Here is a 14,070-nt window from a genome sequence, read left to right on the forward strand (position 1 = left end):
ACTCGTCGCGCCGCCAGGGGTCACCACCTGGGCACGACGACTAAACATTTGGGCCGAGACTAACCAACGTCCCTCTCTCCCAGTTCTAGCGCACGCCGGCGACCGGTTGCATTGCGATGTCGCAAACGCCGCCGACCTTTGTGGTTTCGGGTTGGGCTTTGCTGCGGCATGCTTCGCCGCGGGATTGAACGTGGCAGGTGAATTCGATCGGCTTGCCGGCGGTGAGCCAACTCGGGACCTTGCGGTGGCGCCCGATCGATTCGAATCGGCAGCCTTTTGGCGTGCCGTACGGGCGGCAGCGGGAGGCTTTGCGGAGGGCTACTTTGCGCGCGTCGACGAGGAAGCCGGGGTAGTCGTCGATCGTTCGCACGACGTCGCGGTCGGGGAGTGTTTCGATCGCGGCTGAGCGGAACTCGTACCCGCTCCCGCGCTTACGGCCGACGTCGATCCGGGTGTTCGCGAGCAACGCGAAATCGCTCCCCTTCCGGGCGACGGCGCCGGACATGTACTCGAGCCGCTCGTGCCCGGGGAAACACTTTCCCATGGCCGGGGGGTGGTAGTAGTGGCGGAGCGACTTGCTGCGGCTCGGTGCGGTGCCGGGGAAGGTCGCGGCGAGATCGGCGTCCCCGCCGAACAGGATCTTCTCGAAGTCGGCTTGGTTCTGCGCGTACATCCGCTGCAGTTTCGTATAGCGCTCGTGCTGGGCGAGATCGGCGCGCAGGAAGCACGAGGTGAGGCCCGACACCTGCGTCAGGTACTCGTCCCAGATGTTGTACTGCGAGACTTTGGAGGCGACGCCCTCGAAGTCCCCGTCGTACCGGCATCCCTGGCCCTTCGAACAGGCGCCGCGCGCCCGGTTCCGAATAGAGAGTGCGATGACGTTCCGCTCACAGCTCCCGTACGCGCTGCATCCCCGGTCGAGATGGCCTTCATAGATCGCCGTGCGGACGACGTAGTCCAGGTGCCGCGCACGCCCTAGGCTGGCCTTCGGCCATCGTCCGGCGCTGTCGCGGGCAAACGCCGTCCACGCGTTCGCGAGCGCGGTGCGCCGGCCGATCAGTGGGCTCTGCGCCGCATGGCATCGCGGCGAGTCGTGGAAGGCGCGGACGATCGCATCCAACTCGCTCGCGGGCCTCGGTGGCTTCGTGCTCTTCGGCGGTGGGTCGAACAACGGGGGCTTGCTCATTTCGTACAGGTTCCGGATGCCCACCACGTGTTGAACGTTCTCGCTGCAGTGGTGGTTCCGGACCTCTCGGTTCTTCCGGCCCGCGAACACGGCACGGAAGCGATCCGTCGAGGCCGGCGTGGCTTTCTTCGAGTCGACCACGACTTCGAAACCGACGTAGGGCGTACCCTTCGCATCAGTGACCGGCTTGCCGCCCCGGATGACGAGGCACGGCACGACCGATGTTCCTTGGGCGAGGGCGCCGGCTCTCTTGGCCTTCGTCCCCCGCCGGGCGAAGTCGTCGATTCGATAGAACGGCACGTCGAGTGCGCCGTTGAATCGGTACACGGTCATCACCGGCGTTGCTGGAATGGCCGCGGCGATTTCCGGAAGTACCAGTGCGAGAAGTGTGACGACGACGGCCCGCGCTAGGGAGCGCCTCAGTTTCATCCTCAATCGAACACGATGACGCTGCGGGCGACCGCGCCCTTCTTCATCTCGTCGAAGCACACGTTGATCTCCTCCAGGGGACGGCGAGCCGAGATCATCTCATCGAGCTTCAGCTGACCGTTCAGGTAGAAGTCGACGAAGCGAGGCATGTCGACGCGGAAGGAGTTCGAGCCCATCATCGAGCCGAGGACACGCTTTTCGGCGAGAACGAAGTCGAGCCCGGGCAGCTCGAGGTTCTCGCCGATCTTGACGACGCCCACGACGACGGTCGCGCCGCCCTTGCGGGTCATGTCGAATGCCTGTCGGATCGTCGCCTTCAGGCCAATTGCCTCGAACGCGTAGTGCGCGCCTCCCTCGGTGAGCTCCTGGACGGCGAGGACGGGATTGTCGCTCGCGGCATTGATCGCGTGCGTGGCCCCCATCTGTTTGGCTAGTTCCAACTTCCACGGCTGCGTGTCGACGACGATGATCTGTCCGGCACCGGCGATTCGGCACCCCTGCAGGATGCTCAGCCCGACGCCGCCGGCTCCGATGATCACGCACCTCGAACCCGCTTCGACGCGCGCGGTGTTGAGGGCGGCGCCGAGTCCGGTGGTGACGCCGCAGCCGATGAGAGCCGCTCGGTCGAGAGGGATCTCATCGCGGACCTTCACGAGCGCGTTCTCGGGAACGAGCATCTGCTCGGCGAAGGACCCGAGCTGGGCCATCTGGTACAGCGGCGTGCCGTCGTGGGAGAGGCGGGGCGGTTGGTCCGCCGTGCGATCGAGCGTCGTGCCGCCGCAGAGATTGGGGCGCCCGGTGACGCAGTACTCGCAAGTTCCGCAGAAGATCGATAGACACGCGATGACGCGGTCACCGGGCTTCACGTAGGTGACGTTCTCTCCGACCTGTTCCACGACACCTGCGGGCTCGTGGCCGAGCACGCAGGGGCAGGGCACCGGTAACGATCCGTCGACGCAGTGAAGATCGCTGTGGCACACGCCGCTGGCAGCGGTGCGCAAGAGGACTTCACCCGGCCCCGGCTTGTCGATCTGGATGTCGACGATCTCGAGGGGCTCGTTGTAGGCAGGCAGGATGGCAGCTTTCATCCAGGGATCTTCGCATGTTCGACCGCTTCGCTGCCACAGGACTGGGTGCTTCTAGACGCCCGTTGCTGATGGTAGAAGCGGAGTGGTGTCCGTGAACGGCAAGATCGGTGTTTTTCTCCTCGGTGCGGCGACGGTTCTCTTCGTCGGTGCCGGGTTCGGGCACGCGCTGGACGACGGCAGCTTGTCCTTCAAGGATGCCGAGGTCCGGCTCGGCGATCGGCTTTTCTTCGAGACCCGCTTCTCACAGTTCTACTTCGACCATGCGGGCGGTGACTCGAACGCGACGCTGTCGGAGGGTGAGGCGCTGATGGAGACGGTCCCGGTCGCATTGGGCAAGGATCTCCCGGGTCCCTTCGCCGGGCAGGGGATCAACTGTCGGCAGTGCCATCTGGGCTCCGACTTCCTCCCCGGTGAACTCCGAGCCGGCCGGACGTACGGCGACTTCAGCCGTCGCAGCCCGATTCCCGAACGGGGGGACGGGCAAACCGTGACCACGCGCAACTCGCCGATCATGATCGACCTCGGAATGGCGCGAGAAGTTCCGGTGCTGTTGCACCTCGACGGCGAGTTCATCACGCACGAAGACCTGATCCTCGACACGCTCACGGGTCGCAACTTCGGCTGGATTCCGGGCGAGGCGACCTTCGCGAAGAAACACATCGCGAAGGTCGTACGGGAGGACGCCGGGATGAACCCACGCCATATCCGGTACCCCGATGGCAAGGGAATCTCGTACGCGAAGGTCCTCAAGGGCACGGATCCGCTTCTGCAGCATCAGCTGATTCCGGCGGAGTATCGGATCGACGTCGAGACGGCGTCGGACGACGAGATTCTGATGGCAGTGGCGAAGCTCATCCACGCGTATATGGACTCGCTTCGCTTCGGAACGAAGAACACCTTCCGCGAGTCCGGGTCGCCCTATGACTCGTTCCTCACGAAGAACGCTCTTCCGACGGCGCCGGATGCGGGAGAGAACGCGGCGGCCTATTCGAAGAGGCTTCTTGGTCTGATCGACAAGCGGAACAGTTTCGACTGGGTGCGCCCGACCGACGACTACTTCATGCTTCACAAACAAGCGTTTGAGTTCGGTTCTGAAGAACTCGTCGGTCTGAAGGTTTTCTTCGGCCGCGGCAACTGCGTCGCATGTCACCCGGCGCCGCGCTTCACCGACTTCAGCCTCCACAACAACGGTGTGTCGCAGGCGGAGTATGATGGCATCTTCGGTGAGGGTGCATTCGCCACAATCGACATCCCGAACCTCGACGCTCGCAACGCCGAACACGATGCCTATCTCCCAGCCACGGAGGCACACCCCAAGGCGACCGGTCGATTCCGCGCGATCCCTGCGAAGAGTCGGCCCGGGTACACGGACCTCGGGGTTTGGAGCATCTACGGCAATCCCGACTTCCCAAAACCGCAGGCTGCTTTGAACGAGATCCTATGCGTTCCGGGGGCTCCCGGCGCCAAGAACTGCTCCACCGTGGCTGTGCTCCCCCTCACGATCGCGTACTTCAAAACCCCGTCGGTTCGTGATCTGGGGCAGTCCGAGCCTTACTTCCACACGGGAGCGACCGACACGGTCGAGCAGGTCCTGCAGTTCTACGAAAAGACATCGGAGCTCGCACGTGCGGGGAAGCTTCGAAACGGTTCCCCCGAAATGGTCGAGATCCGCATCGATGAAGGGGACGTCGCTCCCCTGGCCGCTTTCCTAAGATCTCTTAACGAGGATTATCACTGATGAAGAAGCCGCTCTCGCTCCTTGCCTGCCTGTTGGTCGTCGCACTCACTGGTCTCGCCGAGGATGCCTCCGCTCTCAGCAAGGACCGATGGACAAACGCGAAGCCGTACGGCGTGTTTTTCAACGACTATGATCCCAACTTCTACACGGGCTTCGTGCCGCGCGTGCAGCAAGCGGATCGAATCAAGATCCATCTCGGTCGCGGCAATCAGCTGCGGGTTCGCATGATTCTCCCCGACGAGACCATCGACAACTTCGTCGTTGATCAGGTGACGAAGCACGATCTCTATCAAGAGGTCATCGATGAGGGCGTGATCGAACTCACGGCGAACAAGGCGTGGGAGGACTACGACAAGCGATTCCGGGAGTCGGGTCTCCGCGAGATTGCGGCCAAGAAGGGATCGGTCTCGCCCCAGGAGTGGCGGCAGCTGAACGTGCAGGCGCTGCAGAAGCTCCAACCGGAGCGCGTCTACCACATCCAGAAGGACTTTGGGCAGATGACGAAGGACTTCTACGCATCGCTCGCCGCTGCACCGGAACCGAAAAACCTCGGGGCCAAGCTCGACCTCGTGAACGGCTACTTCAAAAACCGCATCTTCGCCTACAACCTCACGAAGGAGCAGGACGCCGCCCTCGCGGAGTTGATCACTCTTGCGAAAGCGAGCGACGAGGCGGGCTTCACGCCGAAGGCCCAGGCGTTTTTCGCTAGCGTCACCGACGGGGTCTACCCCGTGACGGACGGCAAGATCGACTACTACGAGTACACCGCGATCTGGGCCGCCGGGACGTACGATAAGACCAAAAAGATCAACGGCCAGGAGATGCCGTGGATCACCACGCCGGGCGTCTGGACGTTCATCCCTCGGATGCACGGCAAGGGCATCACCGGGATGGTCGATTACATCTCGTCGGCCGGGTACTACGGGCTCATTCCGATGTTTCCCTACGAGTACGGCGGTGGCATCGCTTACAACGCGATCCACAACACCGGGATCAGCAACTGGATCCAGGGTCATCCGCTCCTGCCGAAAGAGTGGAAGACGTACACGGACGGTAGCCGGACCGGGAAGCCCTACAATCGGGTCGCCGTGACGAGCCGTGGGCCCGTATCGCACGGTTGCACCCGTCTCGGGTCGGGGCACCTGGCGGAACTTCGCGAGATGCTCCCCTCCACGTCGGAGGCGATGAAGGGCATCGTGAACTACCGGAACGTCTCGCAGTGTTACGATGTCTTCGATCGCGCGGGGGACGGCAACGAGGAGGTGATGGGGGTGCAATATTACATCGCCTTCCGTCACACGAACGAGCGCGTCGCGAAGCACATCTGGGCGCAGAACAACCGCGAGGACTTCTACAATTGGCTGTACGGTAGCGACATGAAGTTTGGTCCCATCGGCGACGTCACGTTCGACGAAGTGTGCACCGGAAAGTTCGTGAAGAAGAAGGCAGCCGTGGGCGAGAAGTACGAGAACCTGAAGCTCTACGAGGCGCCGTACGAGCCCGAGACGATTCAGTTCTACAAGATCAAAGGTGTGGGCCAACTCTCGAAGGAGGGGATGGATTTCAACCGAGAGATGCGCCGCGTGGGTGCCGGCTATCAAGTCGATCGGAAGAAACTGCGGCTTGACTCGAAGAAGTCAGCCGCGGCGCAGTGACCCTCCCTTGACACGCGGCTGCGCTGGAGGAGAAATGGGCGTTTCTCAAGGATCTTTTGCAGGAGGTGTGGAATGAACACGGCTGCACGGAAATGGACCTCGTTCGTGGTGGGGTCGGGCATGGTGCTGCTCACGGTGACGGGCGCGGTTGCCAAGGATGAGATCGAACTCCAGACGGAAGTCGATCAGGCGAGAACGATTCTCAAAGGCTTCCAGTCGATTCCCGAGAAGGGGATCCCGGACGCGGTTCTGCGCAACTGCAAAGGGCTCGCTTTCCTCACGGTGCTACGCGCGGGGTTCATCATCAGCGGGTCGGGCGGTAAGGGGGTCGTCGTGGCCAAGAACGACGACGGTACCTGGACGGGTCCGTCCTTCATCGGGACCGGCGGCGCGGGCTTCGGCTTCCAGATCGGCGCTCAGGTGAGCGAGTTCGTCATGGTCCTGAACACCCCCGAGGCGGTCCAGGCGTTCGCCAAGGGCGGCAACGTTTCTGTTGGTGCGCAGGTGAGTGCGGCGGCCGGCCCGGTCGGGCGCAGCCTGGGTGCCGAGGTGATGCCGCAGGCGGCGGTCTACACCTACAGCCGCGCACAGGGCCTCTTCGGTGGGGTCTCCTTGGACGGAACGGTAATCGCAACGCGTAAGGAGGCGAACACCGAGTACTACGGCAAGAAGGTCTCGGCGAAGGCGGTCCTCGTCGGTGAGGTGCCGGCTCCGGCCGGGGCCGACGCACTCCGTGCGGACCTCGCGAAGGTGACCGCCGCCGCAAAAGCGAAGTAGTTTCGAGCGGGGCGTTCGTCGAGGTAGGAGAACGCCCCGCTTAACGGGTCCAGGAGAGGCGGGTGGCGAGCGCCGCGCGAGCTCCGACCTTTTCGTTGTAACGAGTCACGAGCTCGTTCCGGGTATCGACGAGCTCATTGCTCTGGTCGGTTAGCACTTCCACCTCGGCCGCGAGTTCCTGTGCACGGGCGAACTCGAACGGCGGCAGCGTGTTGCCGTAGTGTGCGGCCAACTCGTCGAGCGCGGCTGCGTACCGCGCGCGGTCCTCCGCGTAGGCCGCGACCTGGTCTTCCAGCCGGTCGAGTTCTCGCTTCTGGCGGTTCAGTTCGGCGTCCGTGGTCTTGATCTCCCGCAGGAGTGCGGCCTGCGCATCTCGGACCGCACGAGATTCTTGCGCATGGAACGCGTCGTGCCGTTGTCGCGTGAGCTGCGCTTGTTCCTCGATGGCCCGCTCGACGAAGCGGTTGCATGTATCGGCAGAGGCGCCGGTGGCCTCGATCGTCTCATGTTCGAAGCGCTCTTGGAGCTCCTGCACTCCCTGGAACTCGATCTCGACGTGGCGGTACTCGTGGAACTCGATCAGGGCTTCGTAGGCTGCCCACTGGCGGCGTGTGTTTTCGTCGACGTGCCGAGGCTGGGCATGCTTGGGGAGCGTGACGACGACGTTTGCGCGTAGATTCAGCTCGACGAGGCGGCAGGATGAGGATGTGGTGGCCGTCGAGAGGCCGAACGAGAGCTCGCTTTCGGTGAGGCCGCTGGCCGCGAGCCCGGCCTTTCCTCCGAGGCCTTGTCGCTGGATCGACGCGAAGACCTCGTCGGCGTTGGTGCCGTAAACGTCGTAGTACTGCTCTCGTACGTCCGTATCGACGCGAACGAGCGGCGCGGTGGCCCCCGCGGGAACCGCAATCAGGCACGCGGCTGCGACGAGGATGGGGTAAGCGTGCCGAGTCATGGCCCGAGCGTTGCCGTGGCTGGGGAAGGATGCAACCGACGGCGTTCGGTTTGCTCGGCGAATGATCTAGTCTCCGCCGTCGGGCGCGCGCCAAAGAAGCTTCTCGTTGTCGACCCCGCCCGCTTTGCCGGATCCTCCGACGCGGACGTGCGCGAAACAGCTCTCGATGCGGTCGCGGTCGACGTCGTCATCGACGCCGAGCTACGCGACCCGAGTACTCGAGAAGTTTGGTTCCTCGTAGAGAGTGACACCGGCTTTCCCGACGTAGAACCGGGTCGTGTCCGCGGGCGCGATCTGGTGGACCACGTCGTGGTATACGCTGTTGACTGAGCTGCAGTTGGCGAGGGTGGCCACGCCGGCGAGGAAGGCTGGCTTTCGGAGTCGGTGCGACGTCATATCTCGGGCCGGTCGGGATTGAACCCGATTCGAACGCCGCGGCCCACGGGTTCGGCATCGGGTGAATGCTCTCAGAGGACCAGCGACGTTCCCCCGTCCACGACGAGCACCTGGCCGGTCATGTACTGGTTATCGACGCAGGTCAGGATCGCCTTCGAGCAATCCTCCGGCGTTGCCGAGCGGCCGGCAGGGACGATCGCCGCAATGCCGGCGTGGAGGTCGGCCCAGTCCTCGGTCCAGGGGGTCGCGACCAGGCCAGGCGCGATCGCGTTCACGCGGACCGGCTTACAGTTGCGTGCCAAGTCCATCGTGAGGTTGTTCATCGCAGCCTTGGCCATGCCGTAGGCAGTTGAGCTGCCGATGGCGCGCAAGCCGGCGACAGAGGACACGTTCACTACGCATCCCTTCTCGGCCTTTTTCAGATGCGACATCGCGGCGCGGGTGAGCCACCAGGTGCCGTAGACGTTCACCTCGATCGTCTTGAAGAGGATCTCGTTCGTCAGGGCATCGAGATCATCGTGGGGAACGCGCTTCGTCCAGCCAGCGTTGTTGATCAGGATGTCCAGCCGCCCGAATTTCTCGACGGCTGCGGCAACGAGTGCCTTGTCGTCCTCTTCCTTGCTGATGTCGGCCCGGACGTAGATGGACTCCGTCGGGAGTGCTTTCGCGATCGCCTCGCCGGCCTCGACCGAATTCGAGGAGTTCACGACGATGTGGGCTCCGGCGGCGGCGAGATCTTGTGCGACGCGCTCGCCAATGCCGCTCGAAGAGCCGGAAACGATTGCTACCTGTCCGTCTAGTCTGTCCATGGGTCCCCCGCCGTTGGTGGCTCACGCTCCTCTAGCAAGGGAACCCGAACAACGAGAGGCTCGGCTTTGGGCTCAGCCGAAGCTCGGGAACGCGACTTCTCCGAGGACCACGCGGAACCGGTAGTGGCTCCCGTGCCCCGATCGAGTTGTGGGGGGCCGTGCCCTCCGGTGGCGACGTAGGCCGCGCTATTCGTACCCGACTTCCGTCAGGATTGGCGATGTGAGCTGCGTGTAGGTCTCGCGCAGAGCAGCGAAGCGATGCTCGACACCGGCGTCATCGAGGGAGTCGGTCGTTGTGATCGAGGCGAAGGTGGCGCGGCTGGGGAAGAGGTTGACCCGAAACTTCTCCCACTCCCGGCTGTCGCCGACGAGTTCGCCCTCGATCTCGAGCCAGAGGCCCGGACGCACGCCGAGTCTGAAGACGTCCTGGCTGGCCCGGCCATCCTGGTAGAGCTGCATCGCTTCGCGACCGGTGAGTGTGGTCTCGCGACCGTCCCGGTATTTAGCGATCTCGTTGTAGTCGAGGAGGTGGAGGACGGCGATCGGCGGATCGTCCTCGGTGGGAGGAAACGGGACCGTCGTGAGGTCCAGCTGGCGAAGCACGTCAGGGACGGGGTCGCCCTCGATGTGGGCCCCGAGAACGAGCGACTTCTCTACCCCGGCGTCCTTGTGCGCGGCAGCGGCGCGGAAGTCCTCTCGTTCGAGCATCTCGAAGAACTTCGCGCGGCTGGGGTACACAACGACTCCGACCTGGGTTCATCCGGCGCCGTCGGCGTCGATGAGGTTGACCTCGACGTTCGCAACGAACACGGGTCGTGCGCCGACGGACGCGAGGATGGGGAGGATCAGCCCACCGTAGATGCCATCGGCCTCGGCGCCGGTCAGGTCGTTTTCGCGACCGTCTTCGTACTCGGCTCGTTCGCGGTGGCGGATGAGGTTCACCATGTAGAACGGCGCGTCGTCTTCCGGCGAGACTTCGAGCATTCGGCGGACCTGCTCCCGGTCGACCACGCCGAACGAGGGCTCGTCCGGGAAGATCCGCTGAATTCGCTGCTCGATCGGGCTAGTTCCATCTTTTGACACTAGACCTGCCATCAGAGCGAATGTGTCAAGCGTCTTCTGGCTGCGCGATGCTGTGCTAGGAGCGATTTCCATGGATTTCGATCTCCCGCCTGAGCTCGCGACGTATCTGGAAACCCTGGACGATTTCATCGAGCGGGAGATCAAGCCGCTCGAGGCCCGGGACGACAACATCCGGTTCTTCGACCATCGCCGCGAGGACGCACGCACCGATTGGGACCGGGGTGGTCTGCCCAACGAAGGGTGGGAGGCGCTGCTGGCCGAGGCGCGACGCATCGCGGATGCGGCGGGCCACTATCGGTATCCGTATCCCAAGAAATACGGAGGTCAGGACGGCACCAATCTCGGCATGGCCGTGATTCGCGAGCACCTGGCGACCAAGGGGCTCGGGCTCCACAACGATCTGCAAAACGAGCACTCGATCGTCGGGAACAACGTCGGGTTTCTTCTGATGCTCAACTACGGCTCTGAGAAGCAGAAGGCGGAGTGGATCGAAGGACTTCTCGAAGGGCGGATGGGCTTCGCGTTCGGGATCACCGAACCGGAGCATGGTTCCGACGCCACGTACATGGAGACGCATGCAGTTCGGGACGGCGATGAGTGGTGCATCAACGGCGAGAAGACATGGAATACCGGGATCCACAAAGCGAAGTACGATCTCATCTTCGCCCGAACGAGCGGTGAGGCCGGAGACGGACTGGGCATCACGGCGTTTCTCGTCCCGACGGATGCCGCCGGTTTCAAAGTCGAGGAGATGCTCTGGACCTTCAACATGCCGACGGATCACGGCCACATTTCGATGAAGGACGTACGAGTGCCGCACGACGCGATCTTCGGGCAAGAGGGGCGCGGCCTCGGGGTCGTGCAGCACTTCTTCAACGAGAACCGGATCAGGCAAGCTGCCTCGAGCCTCGGCGCCGCGCAGTTCTGCATCAACGAGTCGGTCGAATACGCCAAGGTGCGGGCCCCCTTCGGCAAGCCGCTCGCGACCAATCAGGCGATCCAGTTCCCGTTGGTGGAACTCCAGACTCAGTGCGAGATGCTCCGTGCCCTGGTCCACAAGACGGCGTGGGGCATGGACAAGGACGGCGCGTTCTCGGTCTCCGACAAGGTCTCGATGTGCAACTACTGGGCGAACCGGCTCTGCTGTGAGGCGGCCGATCGCGCGATGCAGGTGCACGGCGGCCTCGGGTACTCGCGTCACAAGCCCTTCGAGCACATCTATCGCCACCACCGCCGGTACCGCATCACCGAGGGGGCGGAGGAGATCCAGATGCGGCGCGTGGCCGGCTATCTGTTCGGCTTCATGAAGCAGCGAGCGCCCAAGGGAGTGGTGGAGGGCTAGTACAGGCGTTCGACGATTCCGACTGCACATTCCGGGGCGAGCGGCCGCTGCTGTCGCATGTCCGAAGAGAACATCACGAAACCACGATCGAATATCGCCGGGCGTTTCGTCGACGCGTGCCTACACCCCTCGCCCCGTGCCGAAAAAGCGAGAAGAACTGGCTGGCGCGGCTCTCGGTCGTCGTCTGCTTGCTGATGCCGCCGGGTCTCTGGAGCGGAGTCGTCAACCGGTTCGCCCTCTTCTGGTCGGCGTTCGCGATCGCGCAGCTCTTCGGTGCGCTGTTGGTGGTGAGGAACGGCCTCACGTTCCCCGTGCCGATCGACCATGAGCTGATGGTTCAGATGCAGCCGTTGAACGCGAAGAGTGCGTTCCTCGCAAGCATGAGTCACGAGATCCGAGCGCCGATGAACGGGGCGCTCGGCATGACAGCGATCCTCCTCGCGACAGACCTCGACAACGCGCAGCGTAACTCAACGTCACCGTCTGCGAGGTCATGCGCGAGCGGGCCAAGCAGTGGGGGATGAATGTCGCGGTCGCCTACCACGGTCGCGAGGCCCTGACCAAGCTTCGGCAGTGCGACGCGCAAGGGAGCCCGATCGAACTCGTGTCCCTCGACTGGGACATGCCCGGGACTTCCGGACTCGATGGCGCGCGCATGATGCAGGCCGACGAGGCGCTCCGTGCAACGCCGCGCGCCTTGCTTACTGCGGTTCAAAGCCAGCCGCCCAAGGAGGAATGGATCGCCGTCGGTCTGCGACGAATCCTGGCGAAACCGGCCTCTGCGGCGGAACTCCGGCCCGAGTGCGCCTTCGGATGCCGGCCTACCGCGAGTTCCGACTGTATAGTCCGTCTTCGGGCCGGCCGGGGTTGCAGCAAGGCTGCATTCGAGTGCAGGTTGGGGTTATCAGCCGAGCCCTCCTGCCCGGAAGGCTCGAGAAAGGAACGCAACATGGCATCCATGCATGACTTCGAAATGAACTCGATCACCGGCGAGAACGTGAGCCTGTCCGACTACAAGGGCAAGGTTTGCTTGATCGTCAACCTCGCTAGCGCTTGAGGCCTCACGCCCCAGTACGCAGGTCTGCGTACTCTAAGTGAAAAGTACGGCCCCAAGGGTTTCACGGTTCTGGGTTTTCCCTGCAACCAGTTCGGCGCTCAGGAGCCCGGCACCGACGCCGAGATTCTCGAGTTCGCGACGTCCAAGTACGACGTCAACTTCCCCATGTTCTCCAAGATTGAGGTGAATGGCGACGGCGCCTGCGACCTCTACAACTTCTTGAAGGCCGGCAAGGCCGACGAAGAAGGCAAGGCGGACATCGCGTGGAACTTCACCAAGTTCCTCGTCGACGGGAATGGGCAGGTCGTGGATCGATTCGGTCCCGTGACGACACCCGAGGAGATCGAGGAGAAGCTCGGCGCGTACCTCTGAGCTCTGCGTTTCCTACGGAGCGAATCGGCGGCGCCCTTCGGGTCGTCGCCGTTTTCGTTTGTGAGAGCGATCAGCCGCAGCTGGGTTCGTTCGCCGCGGCGAAGTCCATGACCCAGTAGTTGCTCAGCTGCCCGCCACACGCGTGTCCGATGCCGACGACGACGTGCGCCGCGTCGGCCATGATGGAGGCGTGGCCGGGGGAGCCGATCCATTGGCCGATGGCGCCGGCCGGAGTGGAGTCGTAGCCGGCGATGATCTCCCCCATCCACGTGATGGGACCGCAGCCGTGGGTGTAACCTGCGTCGCACGTGCGTTCCCAGAACTCCGATCCGTTCGCACCGAGGTGGGAGAAGTAGCGTCGGCCGCGCATGTCGTTGGCGTGGTCCTGAGAGGCGCGGCTCAGCGACGAGCACACCGTGACCGGCGGTTTGCCGTTCGATGCACGGTAGTCGTTCAGGAGTTGGAAGAGCACCAATTCGTTCGCGGAGAGGCCGTGCGTCGGATCGCCGGTTCCGGTGCAGGATGTGCCTCCACCACCGCCCCCGGCGGGAACGCAGCCGGCAATCTCCACGTTGTGGCAGCCGTCGGAGGGCTCACACCAGTCGGTCGTACAGACGTCGCCGTCGTTGCACTCGCTGTCTTCCCAGCACAGTGGTCCCGCCGCGTCGTCGCAGGCGTCCAGGCAGGTTTCCGTCGAGCCGGCCTCGGCGAACTTCGTGAATGTCGTGGCGCACTGCTCCGCCGCCTTCTTGAGCTTGCAGGACGTCTTGTTCTTCGTGTTCGTGAAGCAGCATGTCATCCACTCGGCCGGACGGGCGCAGGTCGACTTCTTGGCACCCGCGATCAACCTGCTGCGGCACTTCGAGCGGATCGACTCGTTGAGCACAGCCTGGAGTGCGTAGGAACGGGTGCAGCTGACGAAGGTCTTGAAACCGGGCTTCCACGCCTCGGCAGGGCCGGGGGCGCATCCGCAATTTGCTTCGAGGCCGAGCCACGCCGCTGCCAACTCGTCGGCATCGCCCGGAACGCCGCCGCAGCGCGGAGCGGCCGAAGAAGGAGCCACCGGCGCCAGCAGCGTCCACAGCAACAACATCCCCACCCCCAAGAATCGCCGCATCCCTCTTCATCCCCCAGGCCAACCCGTGTCTGAACCGCTTGGAGCAATGAGCATAGGTAATGCGCGGCC

14 protein-coding genes and 1 pseudogene are annotated in these 14,070 nt (G+C 63.7%); 8 read left to right on the forward strand and 7 right to left on the reverse strand.

Annotated features, from left to right (window positions below; all coding sequences use genetic code 11):
• Nucleotides 1–85 precede the first annotated feature (85 nt).
• Nucleotides 86–1,615, reverse strand: coding sequence for a hypothetical protein (locus P8R42_06755; GenBank protein MDG2304344.1), 1,530 nt, complete (start codon nt 1,613–1,615; stop codon nt 86–88).
• A gap of 2 nt (nt 1,616–1,617) precedes the next feature.
• Entirely contained in the window at nt 1,618–2,703 is a 1,086-nt protein-coding gene (locus P8R42_06760) for a Zn-dependent alcohol dehydrogenase (GenBank protein ID MDG2304345.1), read from the reverse strand.
• Between the two features lie 91 nt (nt 2,704–2,794).
• Here P8R42_06760 and P8R42_06765 point away from each other — a divergent pair, with 91 nt between their 5' ends.
• From P8R42_06765 to P8R42_06775, 3 genes are all read left to right on the forward strand, one after another.
• Nucleotides 2,795–4,441, forward strand: a complete 1,647-nt coding sequence (locus tag P8R42_06765; GenBank protein ID MDG2304346.1) for a hypothetical protein — start codon at nt 2,795–2,797, stop codon at nt 4,439–4,441.
• Nucleotides 4,441–6,096 carry a hypothetical protein gene (locus tag P8R42_06770; GenBank protein MDG2304347.1) on the forward strand — a complete coding sequence of 552 codons (1,656 nt, stop codon included), beginning with the start codon at nt 4,441–4,443 and terminating at the stop codon, nt 6,094–6,096. Before P8R42_06765 ends, P8R42_06770 begins: the two co-directional genes overlap by 1 nt.
• 72 nt (nt 6,097–6,168) lie before the next feature.
• A complete protein-coding gene (locus tag P8R42_06775) occupies nt 6,169–6,873 on the forward strand; it encodes a lipid-binding SYLF domain-containing protein (GenBank protein ID MDG2304348.1) in 705 nt (234 codons plus the stop codon).
• A gap of 40 nt (nt 6,874–6,913) precedes the next feature.
• Here P8R42_06775 and P8R42_06780 read toward each other — a convergent pair whose 3' ends face one another.
• Nucleotides 6,914–7,825, reverse strand: a complete 912-nt coding sequence (locus P8R42_06780) for a DUF922 domain-containing protein (protein MDG2304349.1) — start codon at nt 7,823–7,825, stop codon at nt 6,914–6,916.
• 147 nt (nt 7,826–7,972) lie between these two features.
• Here P8R42_06780 and P8R42_06785 point away from each other — a divergent pair, with 147 nt between their 5' ends.
• The gene (locus P8R42_06785) at nt 7,973–8,155 is read left to right on the forward strand and encodes a hypothetical protein (protein MDG2304350.1); all 183 of its coding nucleotides are present in this window, start codon (nt 7,973–7,975) and stop codon (nt 8,153–8,155) included.
• A 137-nt stretch (nt 8,156–8,292) separates the two neighbouring features.
• Here P8R42_06785 and P8R42_06790 read toward each other — a convergent pair whose 3' ends face one another.
• The 3 genes from P8R42_06790 to P8R42_06800 all read right to left on the reverse strand — a co-directional run bounded on the left by P8R42_06790 (nt 8,293) and on the right by P8R42_06800 (nt 10,113).
• Complete coding sequence (locus P8R42_06790; GenBank protein MDG2304351.1) at nt 8,293–9,030, reverse strand: SDR family oxidoreductase; 738 nt, start codon at nt 9,028–9,030, stop codon at nt 8,293–8,295.
• Nucleotides 9,031–9,216: 186 nt separating this feature from the next.
• Nucleotides 9,217–9,768: a hypothetical protein gene (locus P8R42_06795; protein ID MDG2304352.1), complete on the reverse strand. Its 552-nt coding sequence runs from the start codon at nt 9,766–9,768 to the stop codon at nt 9,217–9,219.
• Between the two features lie 18 nt (nt 9,769–9,786).
• Nucleotides 9,787–10,113 carry a hypothetical protein gene (locus P8R42_06800; protein ID MDG2304353.1) on the reverse strand — a complete coding sequence of 109 codons (327 nt, stop codon included), beginning with the start codon at nt 10,111–10,113 and terminating at the stop codon, nt 9,787–9,789.
• Nucleotides 10,114–10,183: 70 nt separating this feature from the next.
• On the opposite strand from P8R42_06800, the gene P8R42_06805 reads away from it, so the two are divergent.
• The 4 genes and pseudogenes from P8R42_06805 to P8R42_06820 all read left to right on the forward strand — a co-directional run bounded on the left by P8R42_06805 (nt 10,184) and on the right by P8R42_06820 (nt 12,884).
• The gene (locus P8R42_06805) at nt 10,184–11,455 is read left to right on the forward strand and encodes an acyl-CoA dehydrogenase family protein (protein ID MDG2304354.1); all 1,272 of its coding nucleotides are present in this window, start codon (nt 10,184–10,186) and stop codon (nt 11,453–11,455) included.
• Between the two features lie 116 nt (nt 11,456–11,571).
• Complete coding sequence (locus P8R42_06810) at nt 11,572–11,979, forward strand: hypothetical protein (GenBank protein ID MDG2304355.1); 408 nt, start codon at nt 11,572–11,574, stop codon at nt 11,977–11,979.
• A pseudogene (locus P8R42_06815) lies at nt 11,976–12,191 on the forward strand (hypothetical protein). Before P8R42_06810 ends, P8R42_06815 begins: the two are co-directional and overlap by 4 nt.
• 213 nt (nt 12,192–12,404) lie before the next feature.
• The gene (locus P8R42_06820; protein ID MDG2304356.1) at nt 12,405–12,884 is read left to right on the forward strand and encodes a glutathione peroxidase; all 480 of its coding nucleotides are present in this window, start codon (nt 12,405–12,407) and stop codon (nt 12,882–12,884) included.
• Nucleotides 12,885–12,954: 70 nt separating this feature from the next.
• Here the strand turns inward: P8R42_06820 and P8R42_06825 are convergent, their stop codons facing one another.
• On the reverse strand, nt 12,955–14,001 hold the full coding sequence (locus P8R42_06825) for a CAP domain-containing protein (protein MDG2304357.1): 1,047 nt from the start codon (nt 13,999–14,001) through the stop codon (nt 12,955–12,957).
• Nucleotides 14,002–14,070: the final 69 nt, after the last annotated feature.

Source organism: Candidatus Binatia bacterium (assembly GCA_029243485.1).
Lineage (GTDB): Bacteria > Desulfobacterota > Binatia > UBA12015 > UBA12015 > VGTG01.

What these genes read in the sequence shown, in the direction of transcription:
- P8R42_06805 (MDG2304354.1), top strand. Translation starts at nt 10,184, where the DNA reads ATGGATTTCGATCTCCCGCCTGAGCTCGCGACGTATCTGGAAACCCTG.
- P8R42_06770 (MDG2304347.1), top strand. Translation starts at nt 4,441, where the DNA reads ATGAAGAAGCCGCTCTCGCTCCTTGCCTGCCTGTTGGTCGTCGCACTC.
- P8R42_06780 (MDG2304349.1), bottom strand. Translation starts at nt 7,825, where the DNA reads ATGACTCGGCACGCTTACCCCATCCTCGTCGCAGCCGCGTGCCTGATT.
- P8R42_06775 (MDG2304348.1), top strand. Translation starts at nt 6,169, where the DNA reads ATGAACACGGCTGCACGGAAATGGACCTCGTTCGTGGTGGGGTCGGGC.
- P8R42_06755 (MDG2304344.1), bottom strand. Translation starts at nt 1,615, where the DNA reads ATGAAACTGAGGCGCTCCCTAGCGCGGGCCGTCGTCGTCACACTTCTC.
- P8R42_06825 (MDG2304357.1), bottom strand. Translation starts at nt 14,001, where the DNA reads ATGCGGCGATTCTTGGGGGTGGGGATGTTGTTGCTGTGGACGCTGCTG.
- P8R42_06760 (MDG2304345.1), bottom strand. Translation starts at nt 2,703, where the DNA reads ATGAAAGCTGCCATCCTGCCTGCCTACAACGAGCCCCTCGAGATCGTC.
- P8R42_06790 (MDG2304351.1), bottom strand. Translation starts at nt 9,030, where the DNA reads ATGGACAGACTAGACGGACAGGTAGCAATCGTTTCCGGCTCTTCGAGC.